This is a genomic window from Cupriavidus sp. H18C2 (genome assembly GCF_049393795.1).
Lineage (GTDB): Bacteria > Pseudomonadota > Gammaproteobacteria > Burkholderiales > Burkholderiaceae > Cupriavidus > Cupriavidus pauculus_C.
The window spans coordinates 2854425-2872218 of record NZ_CP186010.1 but is presented as its reverse complement, the minus strand read 5'-3'; the positions used below and the strand labels follow the sequence as shown (position 1 = coordinate 2872218).

Below are 17794 nucleotides of genomic sequence, written 5' to 3'. Positions count from 1 at the left end.
CGGGGGAGAGGGCCAGCAGTGCTAACTGCGACAAGCCAGCAACATCAATCCGTCACCGCCCCCTTGCTGGCCGTCGATGCCAGGCGGGCGAACTTCGCCAGTACCCCTCGCGTGTAGCGCGGTGCCGGTTGTTGCCAGCTGGCGCGGCGGCGGGCCAGTTCGTCGTCGGGAACGTTCAGTTGCAGCAGCAACTGGTGCGCGTCGATCGTGATCGAATCGCCTTCCTGGACCAGCGCGATGTTGCCGCCCACGTGGGCTTCGGGGGCGACGTGGCCCACCACCATGCCCCAGGTGCCGCCCGAAAAGCGGCCGTCCGTGATGAAGCCCACCGACTCGCCCAGCCCCTTGCCGATGATGGCCGACGTAGGCGCCAGCATCTCGGGCATGCCCGGGCCGCCCTTGGGCCCCAGATAGCGCAGCACGAGGATGTCGCCGGCCTGGATCTTGTCGGCCAGGATGGCTTCCATCGCGCTCTGCTCGTTCTCGAACACGCGTGCCGGCCCGGTGATGACCGGATTCTTGAGGCCCGTGATCTTGGCGACGGCGCCTTCCTCGGCCAGGTTGCCCTTGAGGATGGCCAGGTGACCCTGCTTGTACAGCGCCTTGTCGATCGGCATGATCACGTCCTGGTCGGCGCGCGGCTGGTCGGCCACGTGCTCCAGTTCCTCGGCCAGCGTGCGGCCGGTGATGGTCAGGCAGTCGCCATGCAGCAGCCCGGCGTTGAGCAGGATCTTCATGACCTGCGGGATGCCGCCCGCGCGGTGAAGGTCGGTGGCCACGTAGGCGCCCGACGGCTTCAGGTTGCAGATCACCGGCACGCGGCGGCGGATGCGCTCGAAATCGTCGATCGTCCATTCCACCTCGGCCGAGTGCGCAATCGCCAGGTAGTGCAGCACCGCGTTGGTGGAGCCGCCCGTGGCCATGATCAGCGTCACGGCGTTCTCGATCGACTTGCGCGTGATGATGTCGCGCGGCTTGATGTCGCGCTTGACGGCCTCCACCAGCACGCGGGCCGATTCGGCCGCGCTGTCCACCTTTTCCTGGTCCGGGTTGGCCATGGTCGACGAATACAGCAGCGACATGCCCAGCGCCTCGAACGACGAACTCATCGTGTTGGCCGTGTACATGCCGCCGCAGGACCCCGTGGACGGGCACGCGTTGCGCTCCACGCCCTCGAAATCCTCCTCGCTCATGCGCCCGGCCGTGAACTCGCCGACGGCCTCGAACGACGACACGATGGTCAGGTCCTTGCCCTTCCAGTTGCCGGGCTTGATCGTGCCGCCATAGACGTAGATGCCGGGCACGTTGGTGCGGGCCAGCGCGATCATGCCGCCGGGCATGTTCTTGTCGCAGCCGCCGATCACCACCACGCCGTCCATCCACTGGCCCTGCGCGGCCGTCTCGATGCAGTCGGCGATCACTTCGCGCGAGATCAGCGAGTACTTCATGCCCTCGGTGCCCATCGACATGCCGTCGGAGATCGTCGGCGTGCCGAAGATCTGCGGGTTGGCGCCCGAGGCCCGGATGGCTTCCACGGCTGCGTCGGCCAGCCGCTGCAGGCCGGCGTTGCACGGCGTGATCGTCGAATGGCCATTGGCGATGCCGACCATCGGCTTGTCGAAGTCTTCCTTCTGGTAGCCCAGCGCGTAGTACATCGACCGGTTGGGGGAGCGCGCCACGCCTTGCGTGATGTGCTGGGAGCGTTTGTTGAAAGCCATGGGGTCTCTCCGGGGGAATGTCGTTGTTGTGCCGCAGAGCATGCGCCTTGCCATTTTGCGTGTCCAATATATTATTCGACCGTTATTGAGTCGAAAAACCTATCAATCCGACTGGATTCGGGGAGGCACCGCGCTTGGACCTGCGCCAGTTGCGCTACTTCGTCACCGTCGCCGAGGAGCTCCATTTCGGACGCGCCGCGCGCCGGCTCGCCATGACGCAGCCGCCGTTGTCGCAACAGATCCAGGCGCTGGAGGCGGAAATCGGCGTGCCGCTGTTCGTGCGCACCCGCCGCTCGGTAATGCTGACCCCGGCCGGCCAGCAGTGGCTGCCCGAGGTGCGCCGGGTGCTGGCCGATGCCGCCGCGCTGCCCGGCCTGGCCCAGCGGCTGGCGCGCGGCGAGGTGGGGTCGCTGGCGCTGGCCTTTGTCAGCACCGCCGACTACGGCATCCTGCCCGAGCTGCTGCGGCATTTCCGCGCACGGCATCCGGACGTCCAGTTGCAGCTGCGCGAGGCCACCAGCGACGTCCAGCTCGAAGCGCTGGCCGACGGGGCCATCGACGCCGGGCTGGTCATCCGCCCGCAGCTTGCCGTGATGCCGCACGGGCTGTCGTACCTGCCGCTGGTGCGCGAGCCGCTGGTGCTGGCCGTGCCGGATGGCTGGCGGCCGCCCGGCGCGCGGCAGGTGCCGGCGCAGGTGTCGCTGCGCGACGCCGCGCGCGAGCCGCTGATCATCTTCCCGCGCCGAAGCGCGCCGGCGTTTTATGACATCATTACGGGCTACTATGCGCGCGACGGCCTGACGCCGGTGATCGCCCAGGAGGCCATCCAGATGCAGACGATCGTCAGCCTCGTGTCGGCCGGCATGGGCGTGGCGCTGGTGCCCGCGTCGCTGTGCAACCTGCGGCGCACCGGCGTGTCGTACCTGGCGCTGCGCGATGCCGGCCCCGAGATCGAGACCGGGCTGGCCTGGCGCGAAGGCGTCGCCGGCGTGGCCCCGGTGCTGCGGTCGTTCATCGACATCGCCACGGGGCTGGCCGGCGCCATCGGCCTGACGCATGGCCGTGAGACAACTACATAGCGCGGCCCGCCCCGCGCTCAACCTGACCGCTTTCTCTCCCCGCTTCCAAACATGCTCGTTCATCCGCAATTCGATCCGGTTGCCATCCACCTGGGGCCGCTGGCCATCCGCTGGTACGGACTGATGTACCTGGCCGGCTTCATCATGTTCCTGTGGTTCGGCCGGCTGCGCATCCGCCAGCCGCACGTGGCGGCGCGCGGCTGGGTCACGCGGGACCTGGACGACATGCTGTTCTACGGCGTGCTAGGCGTGATCCTGGGCGGCCGGCTGGGCTACGTGCTGTTCTACAAGCCAAGCTACTACCTGACCCATCCGCTGGAAATCTTCAAGGTCTGGGAGGGCGGCATGGCCTTCCACGGCGGGTTCCTGGGCGTGCTGGTGGCGATGTGGGTGTTCGCCAAGGTGCGGCGGCGCCATTGGATGGAAGTGACCGACTTCATCGCGCCGCTGATTCCGTGCGGGCTGGCCGCCGGGCGCATCGGCAACTTCATCAACGGCGAGCTGTGGGGCCGCGCCACGGACCTGCCGTGGGGCATGATCTTCCCGCAGGCCGGCGACAACATCCCGCGCCATCCGTCGCAGCTCTACCAGTTTGCCGGCGAGGGCGTGGCGCTGTTCATCATCCTGTGGCTGTTTGCACGCAAGCCGCGGCCGATGGGCGCGGTGTCGGGCGTGTTCCTGATCGGGTATGGCGCGTTCCGCTTCCTGGCCGAATTCACGCGCGAGCCGGACAGCTTCCTGGGCCTGCTGGCGCTCAAGCTGTCGATGGGCCAGTGGCTGAGCCTGCCGATGGTGCTGGCCGGCGTGCTGATGCTGGTCTGGGCCTACCGCCGCCAGGCAAACGGCGCAGCCGCTGGCGCGGCGCGCTGAAGGCCTTCCTGTTTCAGTTCTGCAACCAGGTGGCGCACCGTTTCCGTGCGCCGCCGAACGCATTCCCGTCCCGCTATGTACCGTTTTCGGCATATTTAGGGGCTGGGTTGCCTACGATACAGGCAGCCGCGTAACCAAGACTCGTATCGGCGAAGATACATCCTGTTACATACCTTGGCCCGTGTCACAAGTCGTGTTTCGTCCGCCTCAATGAAATCAAGGACTTGGCGACGGTGGCACGGTCCTCGCTATGTTGGTTGTTACAAGATGGTCGGGGCGGGCAGCGATCCGCCCGGCATGGCGGCAGGGGGAGGGGCGCACGGCGAGGCGTTCGCGCCATGACAACGACGAAAAGCCGAACGGGAAAAGGCACGGGAACATCCGCACTCCATGACGAGTGCTTGATCGGGGTAGGCGTCGGGTTGGCGCCAGTCAAGCAATCCGACCCGCAAGCGTCCGGCCACGCTGCCCGACGCCCATGACAAGACCGCGGCAGTCTTTCACGCGCGGGCGACCGTTCCTGCAGGGAGGTGGGAGCGGTCGCCTGCCGCACCTGTTTTGCCGCGCCGCTATCCCGCCGATATCCGGCCGATATCCCGCCGCCGCGCGCCCGCCGCGCTCATGGATTTCCCGCAGTCACCGCCGTTCCAGCCACGCCTGACGCACACCTGCCGCGATGCAGCATCGAAACCGCTTGCGATTGGCCGAACTTCCCGTAATTATGAATTATTGCGGCGTAATCGCCGCTCGGGCGTGCAGTTCCGTTACGGTGTTTTCCGGTCCGAAAGGGGCACGATGCGTATCGTCAGGCAGGCGCTGTACCTGGAGGTGGCGGACCGGCTCCGCACGATGATCGACGACCGCACGCTGCCGCCCGGCGCGTGGATCGACGAGGTGGCGCTGGCGTCCACGCTGGGCACGTCCCGCACGCCGCTGCGCGAGGCGCTCAAGGTGCTGGCCGCCGAGGGGCTGGTGCGGCTGGAGCCGCGGCGCGGCTGCTTTGTCAACGCGCTGAGCGAGCAGGACCTGGACGAGATCTTCCCGCTGATGGCCTTGCTGGAAGGCCGCTGCGCCTACGAGGCGGCCCGCAATGCCACGGAAGCCGACCTGGGCGCGCTGGAGGGCCTGCATGCCGATCTGGCCCGCTACGCGCGCGCGGGCGACATCGACGCCTACTACGAGACCAACTACCAGATCCACGAGGCCATCCAGCGGCTGGCGGGCAACCGCTGGCTGTCGGGCGTGGTCAGCGACCTGCGCAAGGTGCTGCGGCTGTCGCGCCACAAGAGTTTGAAGCTGCCGGGGCGCATCCACGAATCCTGCGCCGAGCACCTGTCGGTGTTTTCTGCGTTGAAGGCACATGACCCGGAAGGGGCCGAGGCGCTGATGAAGACCCACGTGCTGCGCCAGCGTGGCGCGTTGCGCGCGCTGGGGGTGGCCGAACCCGAGGCCGAGCCGGTGCCGCTGCCCGATGCCGCATCGGCCGGCCGCCTGCGCCTGGCCGGGCAGGGCTGACCCGTCACCTTCGATCGATTTCATCGCCAACCGACGCCGCAGGACATCGCCATGACCGCCTTCGATCCCGCAGACCAACAGAAAGTCAGTGCGCCGCTGGAAGCCAGCGAGCCGGTCAGCGACTCGCTGTTCACGCGCTTTGGCCGGTGGTGGGGCCGCAAGGACGACGAGCCCGGCAAGCCCGGCAAGCCGCCCGCGCCGGCGGCGGACCAGACGCTGTCCGTGCGCGCCATCAAGCGCCAGCGCGACCAGCTTCGCCAATGTTTCGACGCCCGGTTGACCGATGGCGCGGCCAACGCCGCCGCGCTGGCCTGGCAGGACGCCTACCAGGCCGCGTCCGAGCCGCTGCGCCAGGCCATGCTCGGCGTGCTGGCCGAAGTGGCCGCGGGCCGCGACGCGCCTGGGGCGGCGGGCAGCAGCGCATCGGCCCTGTCGCAGGCGCTGTCGAATGCGCGCATCCGCTTCTTCAAGCGCTTTGCCGCGCACCACGGCCAGCGCGGCGACAGCGCCTGCGGGTTGCATTTCCTGATCCAGTTGCGCGCCGACATGCTGCGCTGGCACAAGCGCATCCCCGGCCTGCGCGAGCTGGACGAGGACCTGGAGGCGCTGTTCTCGAACTGGTTCGACGTGGGCCTGCTGGAGCTGCAGCCCATCACGTGGGATTCGCCGGCGTCGCTGCTGGAAAAGCTGATCCGCTACGAGGCCGTGCACGAGATCGCGTCGTGGACGGACCTGCGCAACCGGCTCGATTCGGACCGCCGCTGCTACGCGTTCTTCCACCCGCGCATTCCGCGCGAGCCGCTGATCTTCGTCGAGGTGGCGTTCGTGCCCGAGATGGCAGCCAACGTGCAGGCGCTGCTGGACGAAGCCGCGCCGCTGGAAGACCTGCGCCGCGTGAAGTGGGCCATCTTCTACTCGATCTCGAACACGCAGGCGGGGCTGCGCGGCGTCAGCTTCGGCAACTTCCTGCTCAAGCGCGTGATCGAGGAGCTGCAGCGCGAATTCCCCAAGCTCAAGCAGTTCGCCACGCTGTCGCCGGTGCCGGGCTTTGCCGACTGGCTGCGCCGGCAGGAGGCCGAGGCGGTGGCACGCATTCTGGGTGACAAGCGGCTGTCGCGCTGGCGCGAGCGCCACGGCGACGCGCCGGCCGACGGCGCGGCGTGGTTCGCGGCGCTGCCGGCCGACGCGCAGGACCCGGTCATCCGCGACACCGCGCTGACGCTGGTGGCGCACTACCTGGTGCGCGAGGGCGGCAAGGGCGTGCCGGCCGATCCGGTGGCGCGTTTCCATCTGGGTAACGGGGCATGTGTCGAGCGCGTGAACTGGGGCGCGGACCTGTCGCGAAAAGGCCGCGCCCAGTCGGGCGGGGTGATGGTGAATTATCTTTACGTGCCCGAGGCGCTGGATGACAATCTGGCTCGTCTCGGCGACGGCAATCCCCGCATCAGCCGTGCGGTGGCCAAGCTGCTGTAGCCCCTGGGTCGGGCACGAACGCCGGGCGGTTTTCTGTCGGGTGGGTTTGCAGTAGGCAGTACTTCGATTGACTTTCCACGCATAGAGTAGAGAGAGGAGACAGTACATGAGTCGTCAGCGCAGCCTGACCGCGTTCGCGCGCGTCTTTGCAATCGCCGGCCTGGTCGCCGGCACCGGGGTGAGCCTGTATTCGCCCGCCGTCCAGGCCGCCGATGCGTGGCCCAGCAAGCCCGTCACCGTGATCGTGCCGTTCCCGGCCGGCGGCGGGACCGATGCCTTCGCGCGGCCCCTGACCGCGCAGCTGTCCAAGCAGCTCGGCAAGCAGTTCGTGATCGACAACCGCGGCGGCGCCGGCGGCACGGTGGGCGCGAGCCTGGCGGCCAAGGCCACGCCGGACGGGTACACGATCTTCATCGGCGGCGCCCACCATGCCATCGCGCCGTCGTTCTACAAGAAGCTCGACTACGACATCGAGAAGGACTTCATCCCGGTCACCGTGATCGCGCAGCCGCCGCAGGTCATCGTGGTCAATCCGAACAAGGTGCAGGCCAACACGCTCAAGGACCTGATCGCCTACGCCAAGGCGCATCCGGGCCAGCTCAACTACGCGTCGGCCGGCAACGGATCGGCCCACCACCTGGCGGGCGAGCTGTTCAAGCTGCAGACCCAGACCGACCTGGCCCACGTGCCGTACAAGGGGGCCGGCCCGGCGCTGTCCGACCTGATCGCGGGCCAGGTGGACCTGATGTTCGACGGGCTGGGTTCGTCGGCGCAACACATCCGCGCGGGCCGCATCAAGGCGCTGGCGGTGGCGGCCAAGACGCGCTCGGCGGCGTTCCCGAACGTGCCGACCGCGGCCGAGGCGGGCGTGCCGAACTACGAGGTGTCGACGTGGTACGCGCTGTGGGCGCCCAAGGGCACGCCGAAGGAAGTGGTCGACAAGCTCTACGCGGAGACCACCAAGGCGCTGAACAGCCCTGAAATGAAGGCGATCTGGCTGCAGAACGGCTCCGAGATCCCGCAGTTCACGCAGGAACAGTTCGCGCAGTTCCAGCGCGCCGAGATCAAGCGCTGGGCCGAGGTGGTGCAGCGCTCGGGCGCCAAGATCGACTGATGGCCGGCACGGTCACTTTCGCGCGTGAGGGACAGGTGGCCACGGTCACGCTGTCCCATCCGGGCAAGCTCAACGCGATCTCGGCCGGCATGTGGCAGGCGCTGGCCGCCGGGTTTGGCGCGCTGGCCGCCGATGTGGCCGATGGCACCGCGCGCGCGCTGCGCTGCGTGGTGGTGCGCGGCGCCGACGGCAACTTTGCCGCTGGCGCCGACATCGCCGAGTTCCCGACCGTGCGCGGCAATGCCGACGCGGTGCGGCGCTACCATGCCGACACCATCGCCCCGGCGCTGCGCGCCATCGCCGAATGCCCGCTGCCCACGCTGGCGGCCATCGAAGGCGTCTGCGTGGGCGGCGGGCTGGAAATTGCCTGCAACTGTGACCTGCGCATCGCCGCGGCGGGCAGCCGCTTCGGCGTGCCGATCAACCGGCTGGGCTTTCCGATGGCGCCGGGCGAGCTCCAGGGCCTGCTGGCGCTGGCTGGGCGCGCCGTCACGCTGGAAATCCTGCTGGAAGGCCGCGTGTTCGACGCCGCCGAGGCCGCCGCCAAGGGCCTGCTGACGCGCGTGGTGCCCGAGGCTGCCCTGCACGACGAGGTGGCCGCCACGGTGCAGCGTCTGTGCGCGGGCGCGCCGCTGGCCGCGCGCATCAACAAGGCCACGATCCGCCGCCTGTCGCCGGCCCCGGCGCCGCTGACGGCGGCCGAACTGGATGCCCACTTTGCCTACGCCGGCAGCCGCGACCATGCCGAGGGCGTGGCCGCGTTCCTGGCGCACCGGCCTCCGGATTTCACCGGGGAGTAATATGTCGGCCGGCCGGCTATCATGGCCGGCTGCCCAGGCTTTTCCGCTGCCACCCACGGGCATGCCATTCCAATCGCTCCGTACCATGAACGCCAACCTGTTCGCCCTGTTCGAATCCCGCTTTCCCGAAGACCGCGGCGCCTGCTGCATCGAGACGCACGACGGCCTGTACTACTCCTGGGACGACCTGGACCGTGCCACGGCCAAGATCGCCAACCTGCTGACCGCGCTGACGCTGCCCGCCGGCGCGCGCGTGGCGGTGCAGGTGGAAAAGTCCGTCGAGGCGCTGTGCCTGTACCTGGCCACGCTGCGCGCCGGGCTGGTCTACCTGCCGCTGAACACCGCCTACCAGGAAGCCGAGATCGACTACTTCATCGGCAACGCCGAGCCGGCGGTGGTGGTCTGCAGCAGCGCGAACTTTGGCTGGGTGTCCAAGGTGGCGTTCAAGCACAACACGCACCACGTGTTCACGCTCGACGAGAATCGCACCGGGTCGCTGCTGCAGCGCGCGGCTGCCCAGCCGGACACCTTTGCCACGGTGCCACGCAAGGAGGACGACCTGGCGGCCATCCTGTACACGTCGGGCACCACGGGGCGCAGCAAGGGCGCCATGCTGACGCACGGCAACCTGGCGTCGAACGCGCAGACGCTGCATGCGTACTGGGGCTGGCGCAGCGACGACGTGCTGCTGCACATGCTGCCGATCTTCCACGTGCACGGCCTGTTCGTGGCGTCGCACGGCGCGCTGCTGGCCGGCGCCAAGATGATCTGGGCGCCCCGGCTGGACATGGGCCAGCTACTGAAATTCATCCCGCGCAGCACGGTCATGATGGGCGTGCCGACGTACTACGTGCGCATGGTGCAGGAGTCGCGCTTCGACCAGGACCTGTGCCGCAACATGCGGCTGTTCGTGTCGGGCTCGGCGCCGCTGCTGCTGGAAACATTCGACGCATTCCGCGAGAAGACCGGCCATACGATCCTGGAACGCTACGGCATGAGCGAGACCGTGATGCTGGTGTCGAATCCGTACGATGCGGCGCTGGGCGAGCGCATCGGCGGCACCGTCGGCATGCCGCTGCCGGGCGTGTCGGTGCGTGTGATGGATGGGGAAGGGCGGCTGTGCGAGCCGGGCGTGATCGGCAATGTCGAGGTCAAGGGCCCGAACGTGTTCAAGGGCTACTGGCGCATGCCGGAAAAGACCGCCGAGGAATTTACCGCCGATGGCTGGTTCAAGACCGGCGACGTGGGCCGCTTCGGCGGCGCCATCGTCAGCCAGGCCGGCGAACGCAAGGTGCCGGACCAGTACCTGACCATCGTCGGCCGCAGCAAGGACCTGATCATCTCGGGCGGCTACAACGTCTACCCGAAGGAAATCGAGAGCTTTATCGACGAGATGCCGGGCGTGGCCGAATCCGCCGTGATCGGCGTGCCCCATGCCGACTTTGGCGAGGCCGTGGTGGCCGTGGTGGTGCGCAAGCCCGGTGCCGACATCGACGAAGCCGGCATGATCGGCACGCTCAAGGGCCGCATCGCCAACTTCAAGGTGCCCAAGCGCGTGCACGTGGTGGACGAACTGCCCCGCAACACGATGGGCAAGGTCCAGAAGAACGTACTGCGCCAGCAGTTTGCGGGCATCTGAGGCCCGCCGGATACGGATTTGCGGGATTTGCGCCCGGCCCCCGCGCGGGGCCCGGGCGCAACGGACCGCTTACTTCACCATCTGCACCGACCCGTTGACCGACACGGTCACCTGGGTCTTGCCGCCTTCCACCGGGATCGGCATGGCGGCGTCTGCGGACATGGCCTTGGCCGCGTACATGCGCGGCATCGGCGGCACCATGCCGCCCTGCTCGTTGACCGCAACCTCGCGGATCGTATAGCCGCTGTAGCCGAACAGCTTGGCGGTGGCCTGCGCCTTGTCGCGGAACGCGGCGACGGCCTGGTCGGCCAGCTTCTGCTCGGCCGCCATGCGGGCCTCGCGCGACAGCGAGAACGCCACGTTCTGCACCTGCATCTGGCCGGCCAGTTCGCCCGCCAGCTTCGACACGGCCGCGAAATCCTTCGACTTGAGCTGGATCTCGGAGCGCCCGCGCCAGGTGCTGATCTTGCCGTTGCGGTCCGTGTTCGGATGGATCGTGAAGCCGCCCGACTGGGCCTCCACGCCCGAGACCCGCTTGGCCTGGGCCAGCGCGGCCTGCGTGCGCTGTGCCAGCGCGCTGGAGATGGCTGACGGCTCCGGGCCTTCCTGCTCGGCGGCCAGGACCATCGTGACGACGTCGGTCGGCACTTCGGTCACGGCCTCGGCGTTGAGCGACAGCACGCCGGACGGTTGCGGCATGGTCACGGTCTGGGCCGACGCCATGGCGGCGCAGGTACCCAGCAGCGAAGCGGCCAACAGTTTCTTCATATTGTTCTCCGATCAATGTGATGGCTATCAGATACGGGTTCGCGCGTTTCGTTCCGCGCGCGGGCCAGCAGGGCGATCCAACGGGCGAGCGGCCCGATCGGGGTCAAGGCGGGGCAAGAAAAGCGGGCGCCGCGGCGGCTATTTCATCAGCTTTTCGGTGATGTAGCGCCATTCGGCCGGCGTGACCGCCGTGATCGACAGCCGGTTGCCCCGGCGCAGCACGACCATGTCGGCCAGCGCATCGTGCTCGCGCAGGGCCGGCAGCGGCACCAGCGCGCTCTTGCTGACGAAACGCACGTCCACGAGCGACCAGCGCGGGTCGTCGGGCTTCGACGCCTTGTCGTAATAGTCGCTCTTGGGATCGAACTGGGTGGGATCGGGGTAGGGCTGGGAGCAGACCTCGGCCAGGCCGGCGATGCCCGGCTCCGGGCACGACGAGTGGTAGAACAGCACGCCGTCGCCGATGCGCATCTGGTCGCGCATGAAGTTGCGGGCCTGGTAGTTGCGCACGCCCGTCCAGGGCAGCGTGCCCTCCCGGGCAAGGTCGTCGATGCTGGCTTCGTCCGGTTCGGACTTCATCAGCCAGTACTGGCGGGCGCGCTGTTCGGCCATGGTCAATGGATGACAGGTCAGATGACAGGTCGGGAGGCGAAATGAAAAAGGCGGTGGTTCGTTGAAACCACCGCCTCTTCATCACTTGAAGGGGGTCCCCGCCTTGGCCGCTGGGTCGGCATCCTGAACCCAAGTGAGGTTCAGAGTGGCTGCGGAAGTCGTATTTCGGGTACATCACCCACTCAGGGAGTCCAGGCTGGGCCCAGACTATGAATGCGGCGACGCGCTCGCCCACACGACATGATCCCGCACCATGCAATGCATATCGGTTCAAGGAGTTATGACCCTCACGAACCAGGCAGGGAAACTGTCAAACGTCTGACCTGTGTTCCTGTGCGTGCAGCACGCTTGGGATGTCAGACGTTTGCCGTTTCAAACTAGGATGGGATGGAAACGGCGGCCAGGCACGATAACCCGACCATCCAGCTGCGTCGGTCGCACGCGCCGCGCAGTGGCTCCACTATACACCGCGAGGTCGGGCATACCAAGTCGGACCTGTCGCGTCGTTACATTTTCCACCACACCTGTCGCCACGCCCACACAGGGCGCGGCATCGGCTTCACATGGTCGTCATATGTGGCCACCGCCGCGCAATTCAAGCATGCGCGGCAGGGTTTTTCAGCGGCTCAGCGCGTGCCCACGTGGGCGTACTGGCGCAGCGCCTCGTCGGCGCGTTCGTTGAGTTCGCGGATGCGCGCGCGCACCGCGTCCACGGGGATCGCGCCGTCCTCTTCCTGCTTGCGGCGGGCCGCCAGCAGGTCGGACGCGATGCTGATCGCGGCCATCACGGCCACGCGCTCCACGCCCTTGGCCGCCACGCTGCCCTTGAGCTTGTTCATCTTGTCGTCGACCAGCGCCACGGCCTCCAGCAGCGCGGCCTCGTTGTCCGGCGAGATCGCGAAGCGATAGGGCTGGCCGGCGATGTTCACTTCCACTTGCTTGTTGCTCATGCATGTTCTCCGGGGGCTTGCTGCGAACCTTCCGCCGCGGCACGCGGGCCGTCGCCCAGCAGGTCGAGCTGGCGCGCATCGCTGGCGGTGGGCAGCTTGTCCAGGATGGACTGGATGCGCAACTGGGCTTCCTCGATCTTGATATTGAGCAGTTCGCGGTCGGCCGCCATGGCTTCGCGGTCCGCGCGCAACTGGCCCGCCTCGGCCTGCAGGCGGTCGATCTCCGCCCGCAGCCGCTGGTTTTCCGCCGCCAGGGTGTCCGCATGGTGCAGCACACGTCCGATCTTGGCGGCCAGTTGTTCGAGTTCGTTGAGCATAGTGCCTGTCGTGTCCGGTAAGGAGTAAGGGTCAGGTTTCGGGATTCTAGCCGATGCACGCACGCTGGCTACCTGCAACAAGCCCGGTGAGACTTGCGTGCCGCACGGAAGTTGCACGGATCGCCGCCGATCGGCCCGATTGCGCGCGTCATCCGGTGGTTATCGGCAACCTGATCCATCGCATTGACGCCAACTTTGAAACTCCCTACACTCGCGCACGTTCCAGGTGCTCGCAGCCCTTTCGCAGGTGCTGCAGTTCAACGGGAAACAGGGAGCCGGGGTGCCGCTGCCAGACTGGATATCGCCAGCCTGGACAGCGCGGCGCGGGCCAACCTGTGCTGCCCCCGCAACGGTAAGCGACCGCGGACACGCTCATGACGAGCGTCGCCCGCAGGGCCGGCCAAGCGCCACTGATCCGGTTTCGTCAGCCTCTGGCGATCCGATCGGGAAGGCGGCCTGCCTGATGTCGTCAGCCCGGATACCGGCCTGAAGAACGCGGGCGTCCGCCCCTTGCGGCGCCCATTCGCCAACAGGTCCGCGGGGGAACGGACCCGGCCGTTCTCTTCCATCCTGCTCATGCGTTCCACGCCTTCCAGGTCGACTGCCGCGGCAAAGCCGCCGGTCCGCCTATCCACGTCCGCCATCGTGGCGGCCGTTGCCGTCCTGTCCGCCGCCCCGGTGCCGGGCCTTGCCCAGACCGCGCCGGCCGATGCCGCGCCGTCGCAATCCCAGCCGCAGGCCCTGGCGCCCGTCGTCGTCACCGCCTCGCGCACCGCGCAGAGCGTGACCGAGGCGCTGCCGCACACCACGGTGGTGACCCAGGAGGACATCGTCAATTCGCAGGCGCCCGACCTGCGCTCGCTGCTGCGCGGCCAGGCCGGCGTGGAATTCGCCGTCAACGGCGGCATGGGGGCCAACACGTCGCTGTTCATGCGCGGCGCCAACTCCAACCAGGTGCTGATCCTGATCGATGGCGTGCGCGTGTCCGGCGCCAGCAGCGGCACGGCGCAGCTTGCCAACATCCTGCCCGACGAGATCGACCACATCGAGGTGGTGCGCGGCAACGTGTCGGCGCTGTACGGGTCCGACGCCATCGGCGGCGTGGTGCAGGTCTTCACCAAGAACGGCGCCGGCCACGCGCCGGCGGCCAATGCGCAGATCGAATACGGCAGCAACAACACGCGCCAGGGCTCCGTGGGCTATGGCGGCCAGATCGGCGACACCACGTTCAACGTGACCGGGTCGATGTTCAAGACCGACGGTTTCTCGTCGATCAATACCAAACTGCGCCCGACCGCGAACCCGAACGACAACCCGTACGAGAACAAGAGCGTCTCCGGCCAGCTCCGCCACAAGTTCACGCCCGACTGGGACGCCGGGGTGGCCGCGTACTACTCCGACAGCGACCTGTCCTACGACGGCGGCGGCCGCACCGACGATACCCGCCTGCTCAGCAAGCTCTACACGGTGTCCGCGTTCGCCAACGGCCGGCTGACGTCGGCGTGGACCACGCACGTCAAGGTGGCGCAGAGCGAGGACCGCAGCGAGGGCCGCAAGAACGGCCTGTTCGACAGCCTGTTCAGCACGCGCAACCGCCAGTTCAACTGGCAGAACGAATACGCGCTGACAGCCGGCCACAAGCTGCTGTTCGGCACCGACTGGCTGCAGCAGGAGCTGACGTCCAGCGCCTACAACGCGCCGTCGCGCAACGTGTTCTCGGTCTACGGCGGCTACGAGGGCCGCATCGGCCGGCACCAGCTCCAGCTGAACGGCCGCAACGACCACTATTCCGACTTCGGCAACCAGGGCAGCTTCTTCGCCGGCTACGGCTTCAACGTGACCGATCAGGTCAAGCTGATCGCCAACGTCAGCAACGCGTTCCGCGCGCCCACGTTCAACGAGCTGTACTACCCCGGCTTTGGCCAGCCGAACCTGCAGCCCGAGCGGGCCAAGTCGGCCGAGGCTGGCGTGCAAGTCGATACCGTCAGCGCCGGCCTGCTGCGCGTGACCGCGTTCGAGACCCGCTACGACGACCTGATCGTGTCCACGCCGGTGGGCGTCGGCAGCGGCATCTACCTGGCCCAGAACGTCAACAAGGCCAAGGTGCAGGGCGTGGAGGCGTCGTGGCGCGCCACGGTCCTGGGCACTGACCTGGGCGCCAGCGTGACGTTCCAGAACCCGGTGGACGAAAGCAGCAATACTCAGTTGCTGCGCCGCGCGCGGCGCCATGCGTCGTTCGATGTGGGCCGCAACTTCGGCGACTGGCGCTTCGGCGGCGAGTGGCTGCTGTCGTCGTCGCGCATGGATTCCGGCTCGCGCCGGCTGGGCGGATACGGTATCGTCAACCTGACCGCCCGCTACCACATCGACAAGCAATGGTTCGTCGCCGCCCGCGTGGAAAACCTGTTCGACAAGGACTACATGCTCGCCTACCCCTACAACACGCAGGGCCGGGCCGGCTTCATCACGCTCGGCTGGAGGCAGAAGTAACCGATGACTGACCTGCGGCGCGCGCTGGCTGTCTGGACGGTCCTGGCCCTGGCCGGCGCGGCCGTGTTCGCGCTGTCGCTGGCCGCGGGCAGCGTGGCGCTCGATGCCGGGCAGCTCTGGCAGGCGCTCTCCGGCGCCGACAGCGGCACGGCCGGCGCCATCGTCCGCGAGCTGCGGCTGCCGCGCGCGGCCGCTGCGTTTGCCTGCGGCGGCCTGCTGGCGCTGTCCGGCGCGCTGATGCAGGTGCTGCTGCGCAATCCGCTGGCCGAGCCCTACGTGCTGGGCGTGTCCGGCGGGGCATCCACCGGCGCGCTGATGGCGATGCTGCTGACGCTGCCGGTCTGGATGGTGCAGGCCGGCGCGGCCGGCGGCGCGCTGGCGTCGATGCTGCTGGTGGCCACGCTGGCGCGGCGCGACCTGCTTCACCCGCAGGTGCAGGGCGGCCACCACGAGGCCGGCGCCCGGCTGCTGCTGACCGGCGTGATCCTGGCGGCCGGCTGGAGCGCCGTCATCATGCTGATCCTGGCCATCGCCCCGGAATCGCGCCTGCGCGGCATGCTGTTCTGGCTGACCGGCGACCTGGGCGGCACGGCCAGCTACGGCTGGGCGATGACCACGCTGGTGGTGGCGCTGGCCCTGGCCATGCCGATGGCGCGCGCGCTGAACGTGATGCTGCTGGGCGAAACGGTGGCGCAGTCGCTGGGCGTGCGCGTGGGCCGCGTGCGGCTGGCCACGTTCCTGATCGCGTCGGTGTCGATTGCGGCGGCCATCACCACGGCCGGTTCCATCGGCTTCATCGGCCTGGTGGTGCCGCACATGGTGCGGCTGGCCTGGGGCAACGACCAGCGCCAGTTGCTGCCGGCGTCGATGCTGCTGGGCGGCACGCTGCTGATGGCCGCCGACCTGATCGCCCGCACCGTGATCGCGCCCGCGCAGTTGCCGGTGGGCGTCATCACCGCGCTGCTGGGCGTGCCCACCTTTCTCTACCTGCTGCTGCGGAGGCCGCGATGAGCGCGTGGTACGAACCGCTGGCGGCCTGCCCGCGACTGGCGCTGCGCGACGTGCGGCTGCAGGCCGGCCCGCGCGTGCTGGTCGACCGGTTGTCGATGTCGATCGCGCCGGGCCAGCTCTGGTGCATCGTCGGCCCAAACGGCGTGGGCAAGTCCACGCTGATGGGCGTGCTGACCGGCCTGCGCGCGCCCGACGGCGGCAGCGTGGCGCTGGACGGCGCCGCCATGGGCCAGATTGCGCCGGCCGCGCTGGCGCGCCAGCGCGCCTACCTGCCGCAGGCCGTGCACGACACGTTCTCGATGGCCGTGGAGGATGCGGTGCGCGTGGGCCGCCATCCGCACCTGAGCGGCTGGGGCTGGGGCCGGCGCGACGACGACCGCATCGTGCGCGACGTGATGACCGCGCTGGACCTTGACGCGCTGGCTGCGCGCGACGTGCTGACGCTGTCCGGCGGCGAACGCCAGCGCGTGTCGCTGGCCGCCGTGCTGGCCCAGCAGGCGCCGCTGCTGATGCTGGACGAACCCGTGTCGCACCTGGACCTGCGGCACCAGATCATGGTGCTGGACGTCCTGCGCCGCCTGACCGCCGCCGGCCGCCACGCCGCCGTGGTCATCCTGCACGACCTGACCCTGGCGCGGCGCTACGCCAGCCATGCGCTGCTGATGGCCGAGGACGGCCCCGCGCTGCACGGCCCCGCGCCCGAAGTCCTGACCCCCGCGCAGTGCTCCCGCGCGCTGCGCACCCCGATCATCAGTCTTAGCGACGGCACGCACACCGCGCTGATCCCCGACGGATACCCCCATGAGCGACATTGAACGAATCGACCCGGCCGACGCCGACGGCCGCGACGCACGCCACAAGGCACGCATGGTCCGCAAGAAGGAAGTGGTGGATGCAAAGATCGCCGCCGCGCAGGCCGAGCGCGGGGTGATCGTCATCACCACCGGCAACGGCAAGGGCAAGTCCAGCTCGGGCTTCGGCATGGTGGTGCGGGCGATGGGCCACGGCATGCGCACGGGCGTGGTCCAGTTCATCAAGGGCGCCATTCCCAGCGGCGAGGAACTGTTCCTGCAGCGCTTTCCGGACCAGTGCGCATTCGACGTGATGGGCGAGGGCTACACCTGGGAAACGCAGGACCGCGCGCGCGACGTGGCCAAGGCCGAGGCCGCCTGGGAGATCGCGCGCGGCATGCTGCGCGACCCGTCGGTCGGGCTGGTGCTGCTGGACGAGCTGAACATCGCGCTGAAGCTGCACTACCTGGACGTCGACACCGTGATTGCCGACCTGCGGGCCCGTCCGCCGATGCAGCACGTGGTCATCACCGGCCGCGGCGCGCCGCCCGCGCTGGTGGAGGCGGCCGACACCGTCACCGACATGACGCCGGTGAAGCACGCGTTCCAGCAGGGCATCAAGGCCCAGCGCGGCGTGGAAATGTAGC

16 protein-coding genes, 1 other RNA gene and 1 riboswitch are annotated in these 17794 nt (G+C 68.5%); of the genes, 11 read left to right on the top strand and 6 right to left on the bottom strand.

Translation table 11 applies throughout. From position 1 onward, the window contains the following. Window positions 1-44: 44 nt before the first annotated feature. Entirely contained in the window at window positions 45-1718 is a 1674-nt protein-coding gene (gene ilvD, locus EPAKOI_RS12985) for a dihydroxy-acid dehydratase (protein ID WP_423192368.1), read from the bottom strand. 134 nt (window positions 1719-1852) lie between these two features. Between ilvD and EPAKOI_RS12980 the strand changes: the two genes are divergently transcribed. The 7 genes from EPAKOI_RS12980 to EPAKOI_RS12950 all read left to right on the top strand — a co-directional run bounded on the left by EPAKOI_RS12980 (window position 1853) and on the right by EPAKOI_RS12950 (window position 10208). Continuing rightward, window positions 1853-2797, top strand: a complete 945-nt coding sequence (locus EPAKOI_RS12980; protein ID WP_423192367.1) for a LysR family transcriptional regulator — start codon at window positions 1853-1855, stop codon at window positions 2795-2797. Between the two features lie 51 nt (window positions 2798-2848). Further along, the gene (gene lgt, locus EPAKOI_RS12975; RefSeq protein ID WP_124683414.1) at window positions 2849-3667 is read left to right on the top strand and encodes a prolipoprotein diacylglyceryl transferase; all 819 of its coding nucleotides are present in this window, start codon (window positions 2849-2851) and stop codon (window positions 3665-3667) included. A 795-nt stretch (window positions 3668-4462) separates the two neighbouring features. Next, the gene (locus EPAKOI_RS12970; protein ID WP_423192366.1) at window positions 4463-5182 is read left to right on the top strand and encodes a GntR family transcriptional regulator; all 720 of its coding nucleotides are present in this window, start codon (window positions 4463-4465) and stop codon (window positions 5180-5182) included. A gap of 51 nt (window positions 5183-5233) precedes the next feature. Continuing rightward, on the top strand, window positions 5234-6655 hold the full coding sequence (locus EPAKOI_RS12965) for a malonyl-CoA decarboxylase domain-containing protein (RefSeq protein ID WP_423192365.1): 1422 nt from the start codon (window positions 5234-5236) through the stop codon (window positions 6653-6655). Window positions 6656-6761: 106 nt separating this feature from the next. After that, window positions 6762-7769 (top strand): Bug family tripartite tricarboxylate transporter substrate binding protein, encoded by a 1008-nt coding sequence (locus EPAKOI_RS12960; RefSeq protein WP_124683417.1) that lies wholly within the window; start codon window positions 6762-6764, stop codon window positions 7767-7769. Further along, entirely contained in the window at window positions 7769-8569 is an 801-nt protein-coding gene (locus tag EPAKOI_RS12955) for an enoyl-CoA hydratase/isomerase family protein (RefSeq protein ID WP_423192364.1), read from the top strand. Before EPAKOI_RS12960 ends, EPAKOI_RS12955 begins: the two co-directional genes overlap by 1 nt. Window positions 8570-8654: 85 nt before the next feature. Continuing rightward, window positions 8655-10208, top strand: coding sequence for a malonate--CoA ligase (locus tag EPAKOI_RS12950; protein ID WP_423192363.1), 1554 nt, complete (start codon window positions 8655-8657; stop codon window positions 10206-10208). A 69-nt stretch (window positions 10209-10277) separates the two neighbouring features. Here EPAKOI_RS12950 and EPAKOI_RS12945 read toward each other — a convergent pair whose 3' ends face one another. The 5 genes from EPAKOI_RS12945 to EPAKOI_RS12925 form a co-directional block, all read right to left on the bottom strand. Then, the gene (locus EPAKOI_RS12945) at window positions 10278-10976 is read right to left on the bottom strand and encodes an SIMPL domain-containing protein (protein WP_124683420.1); all 699 of its coding nucleotides are present in this window, start codon (window positions 10974-10976) and stop codon (window positions 10278-10280) included. A gap of 138 nt (window positions 10977-11114) precedes the next feature. Next, window positions 11115-11588, bottom strand: coding sequence for an EVE domain-containing protein (locus tag EPAKOI_RS12940; protein ID WP_423192362.1), 474 nt, complete (start codon window positions 11586-11588; stop codon window positions 11115-11117). 91 nt (window positions 11589-11679) lie between these two features. After that, window positions 11680-11896, bottom strand: a non-coding RNA gene (gene ssrS / locus EPAKOI_RS12935) — 6S RNA. 318 nt (window positions 11897-12214) lie between these two features. Further along, window positions 12215-12538 (bottom strand): cell division protein ZapA, encoded by a 324-nt coding sequence (locus tag EPAKOI_RS12930; RefSeq protein WP_124683422.1) that lies wholly within the window; start codon window positions 12536-12538, stop codon window positions 12215-12217. Beyond that, the gene (locus tag EPAKOI_RS12925; RefSeq protein ID WP_124683423.1) at window positions 12535-12855 is read right to left on the bottom strand and encodes a hypothetical protein; all 321 of its coding nucleotides are present in this window, start codon (window positions 12853-12855) and stop codon (window positions 12535-12537) included. The genes EPAKOI_RS12930 and EPAKOI_RS12925 overlap by 4 nt, the downstream gene beginning before the upstream one ends. A 207-nt stretch (window positions 12856-13062) precedes the next feature. Continuing rightward, window positions 13063-13359: riboswitch (cobalamin riboswitch) on the top strand. Window positions 13360-13431: 72 nt separating this feature from the next. Between EPAKOI_RS12925 and EPAKOI_RS12920 the strand changes: the two genes are divergently transcribed. From EPAKOI_RS12920 to cobO, 4 genes are read left to right on the top strand one after another with little or no spacing between them, the layout of a single operon-like run. Further along, window positions 13432-15345 carry a TonB-dependent receptor plug domain-containing protein gene (locus EPAKOI_RS12920; RefSeq protein WP_423192361.1) on the top strand — a complete coding sequence of 638 codons (1914 nt, stop codon included), beginning with the start codon at window positions 13432-13434 and terminating at the stop codon, window positions 15343-15345. Between the two features lie 3 nt (window positions 15346-15348). Further along, window positions 15349-16356, top strand: coding sequence for a FecCD family ABC transporter permease (locus EPAKOI_RS12915; protein ID WP_423192360.1), 1008 nt, complete (start codon window positions 15349-15351; stop codon window positions 16354-16356). Beyond that, window positions 16353-17171 (top strand): ABC transporter ATP-binding protein, encoded by an 819-nt coding sequence (locus tag EPAKOI_RS12910; RefSeq protein ID WP_423192359.1) that lies wholly within the window; start codon window positions 16353-16355, stop codon window positions 17169-17171. The genes EPAKOI_RS12915 and EPAKOI_RS12910 overlap by 4 nt, the downstream gene beginning before the upstream one ends. Further along, on the top strand, window positions 17158-17793 hold the full coding sequence (cobO, locus tag EPAKOI_RS12905) for a cob(I)yrinic acid a,c-diamide adenosyltransferase (RefSeq protein ID WP_423192358.1): 636 nt from the start codon (window positions 17158-17160) through the stop codon (window positions 17791-17793). The genes EPAKOI_RS12910 and cobO overlap by 14 nt, the downstream gene beginning before the upstream one ends. The last annotated feature ends 1 nt before the right edge of the window (window position 17794 follow it).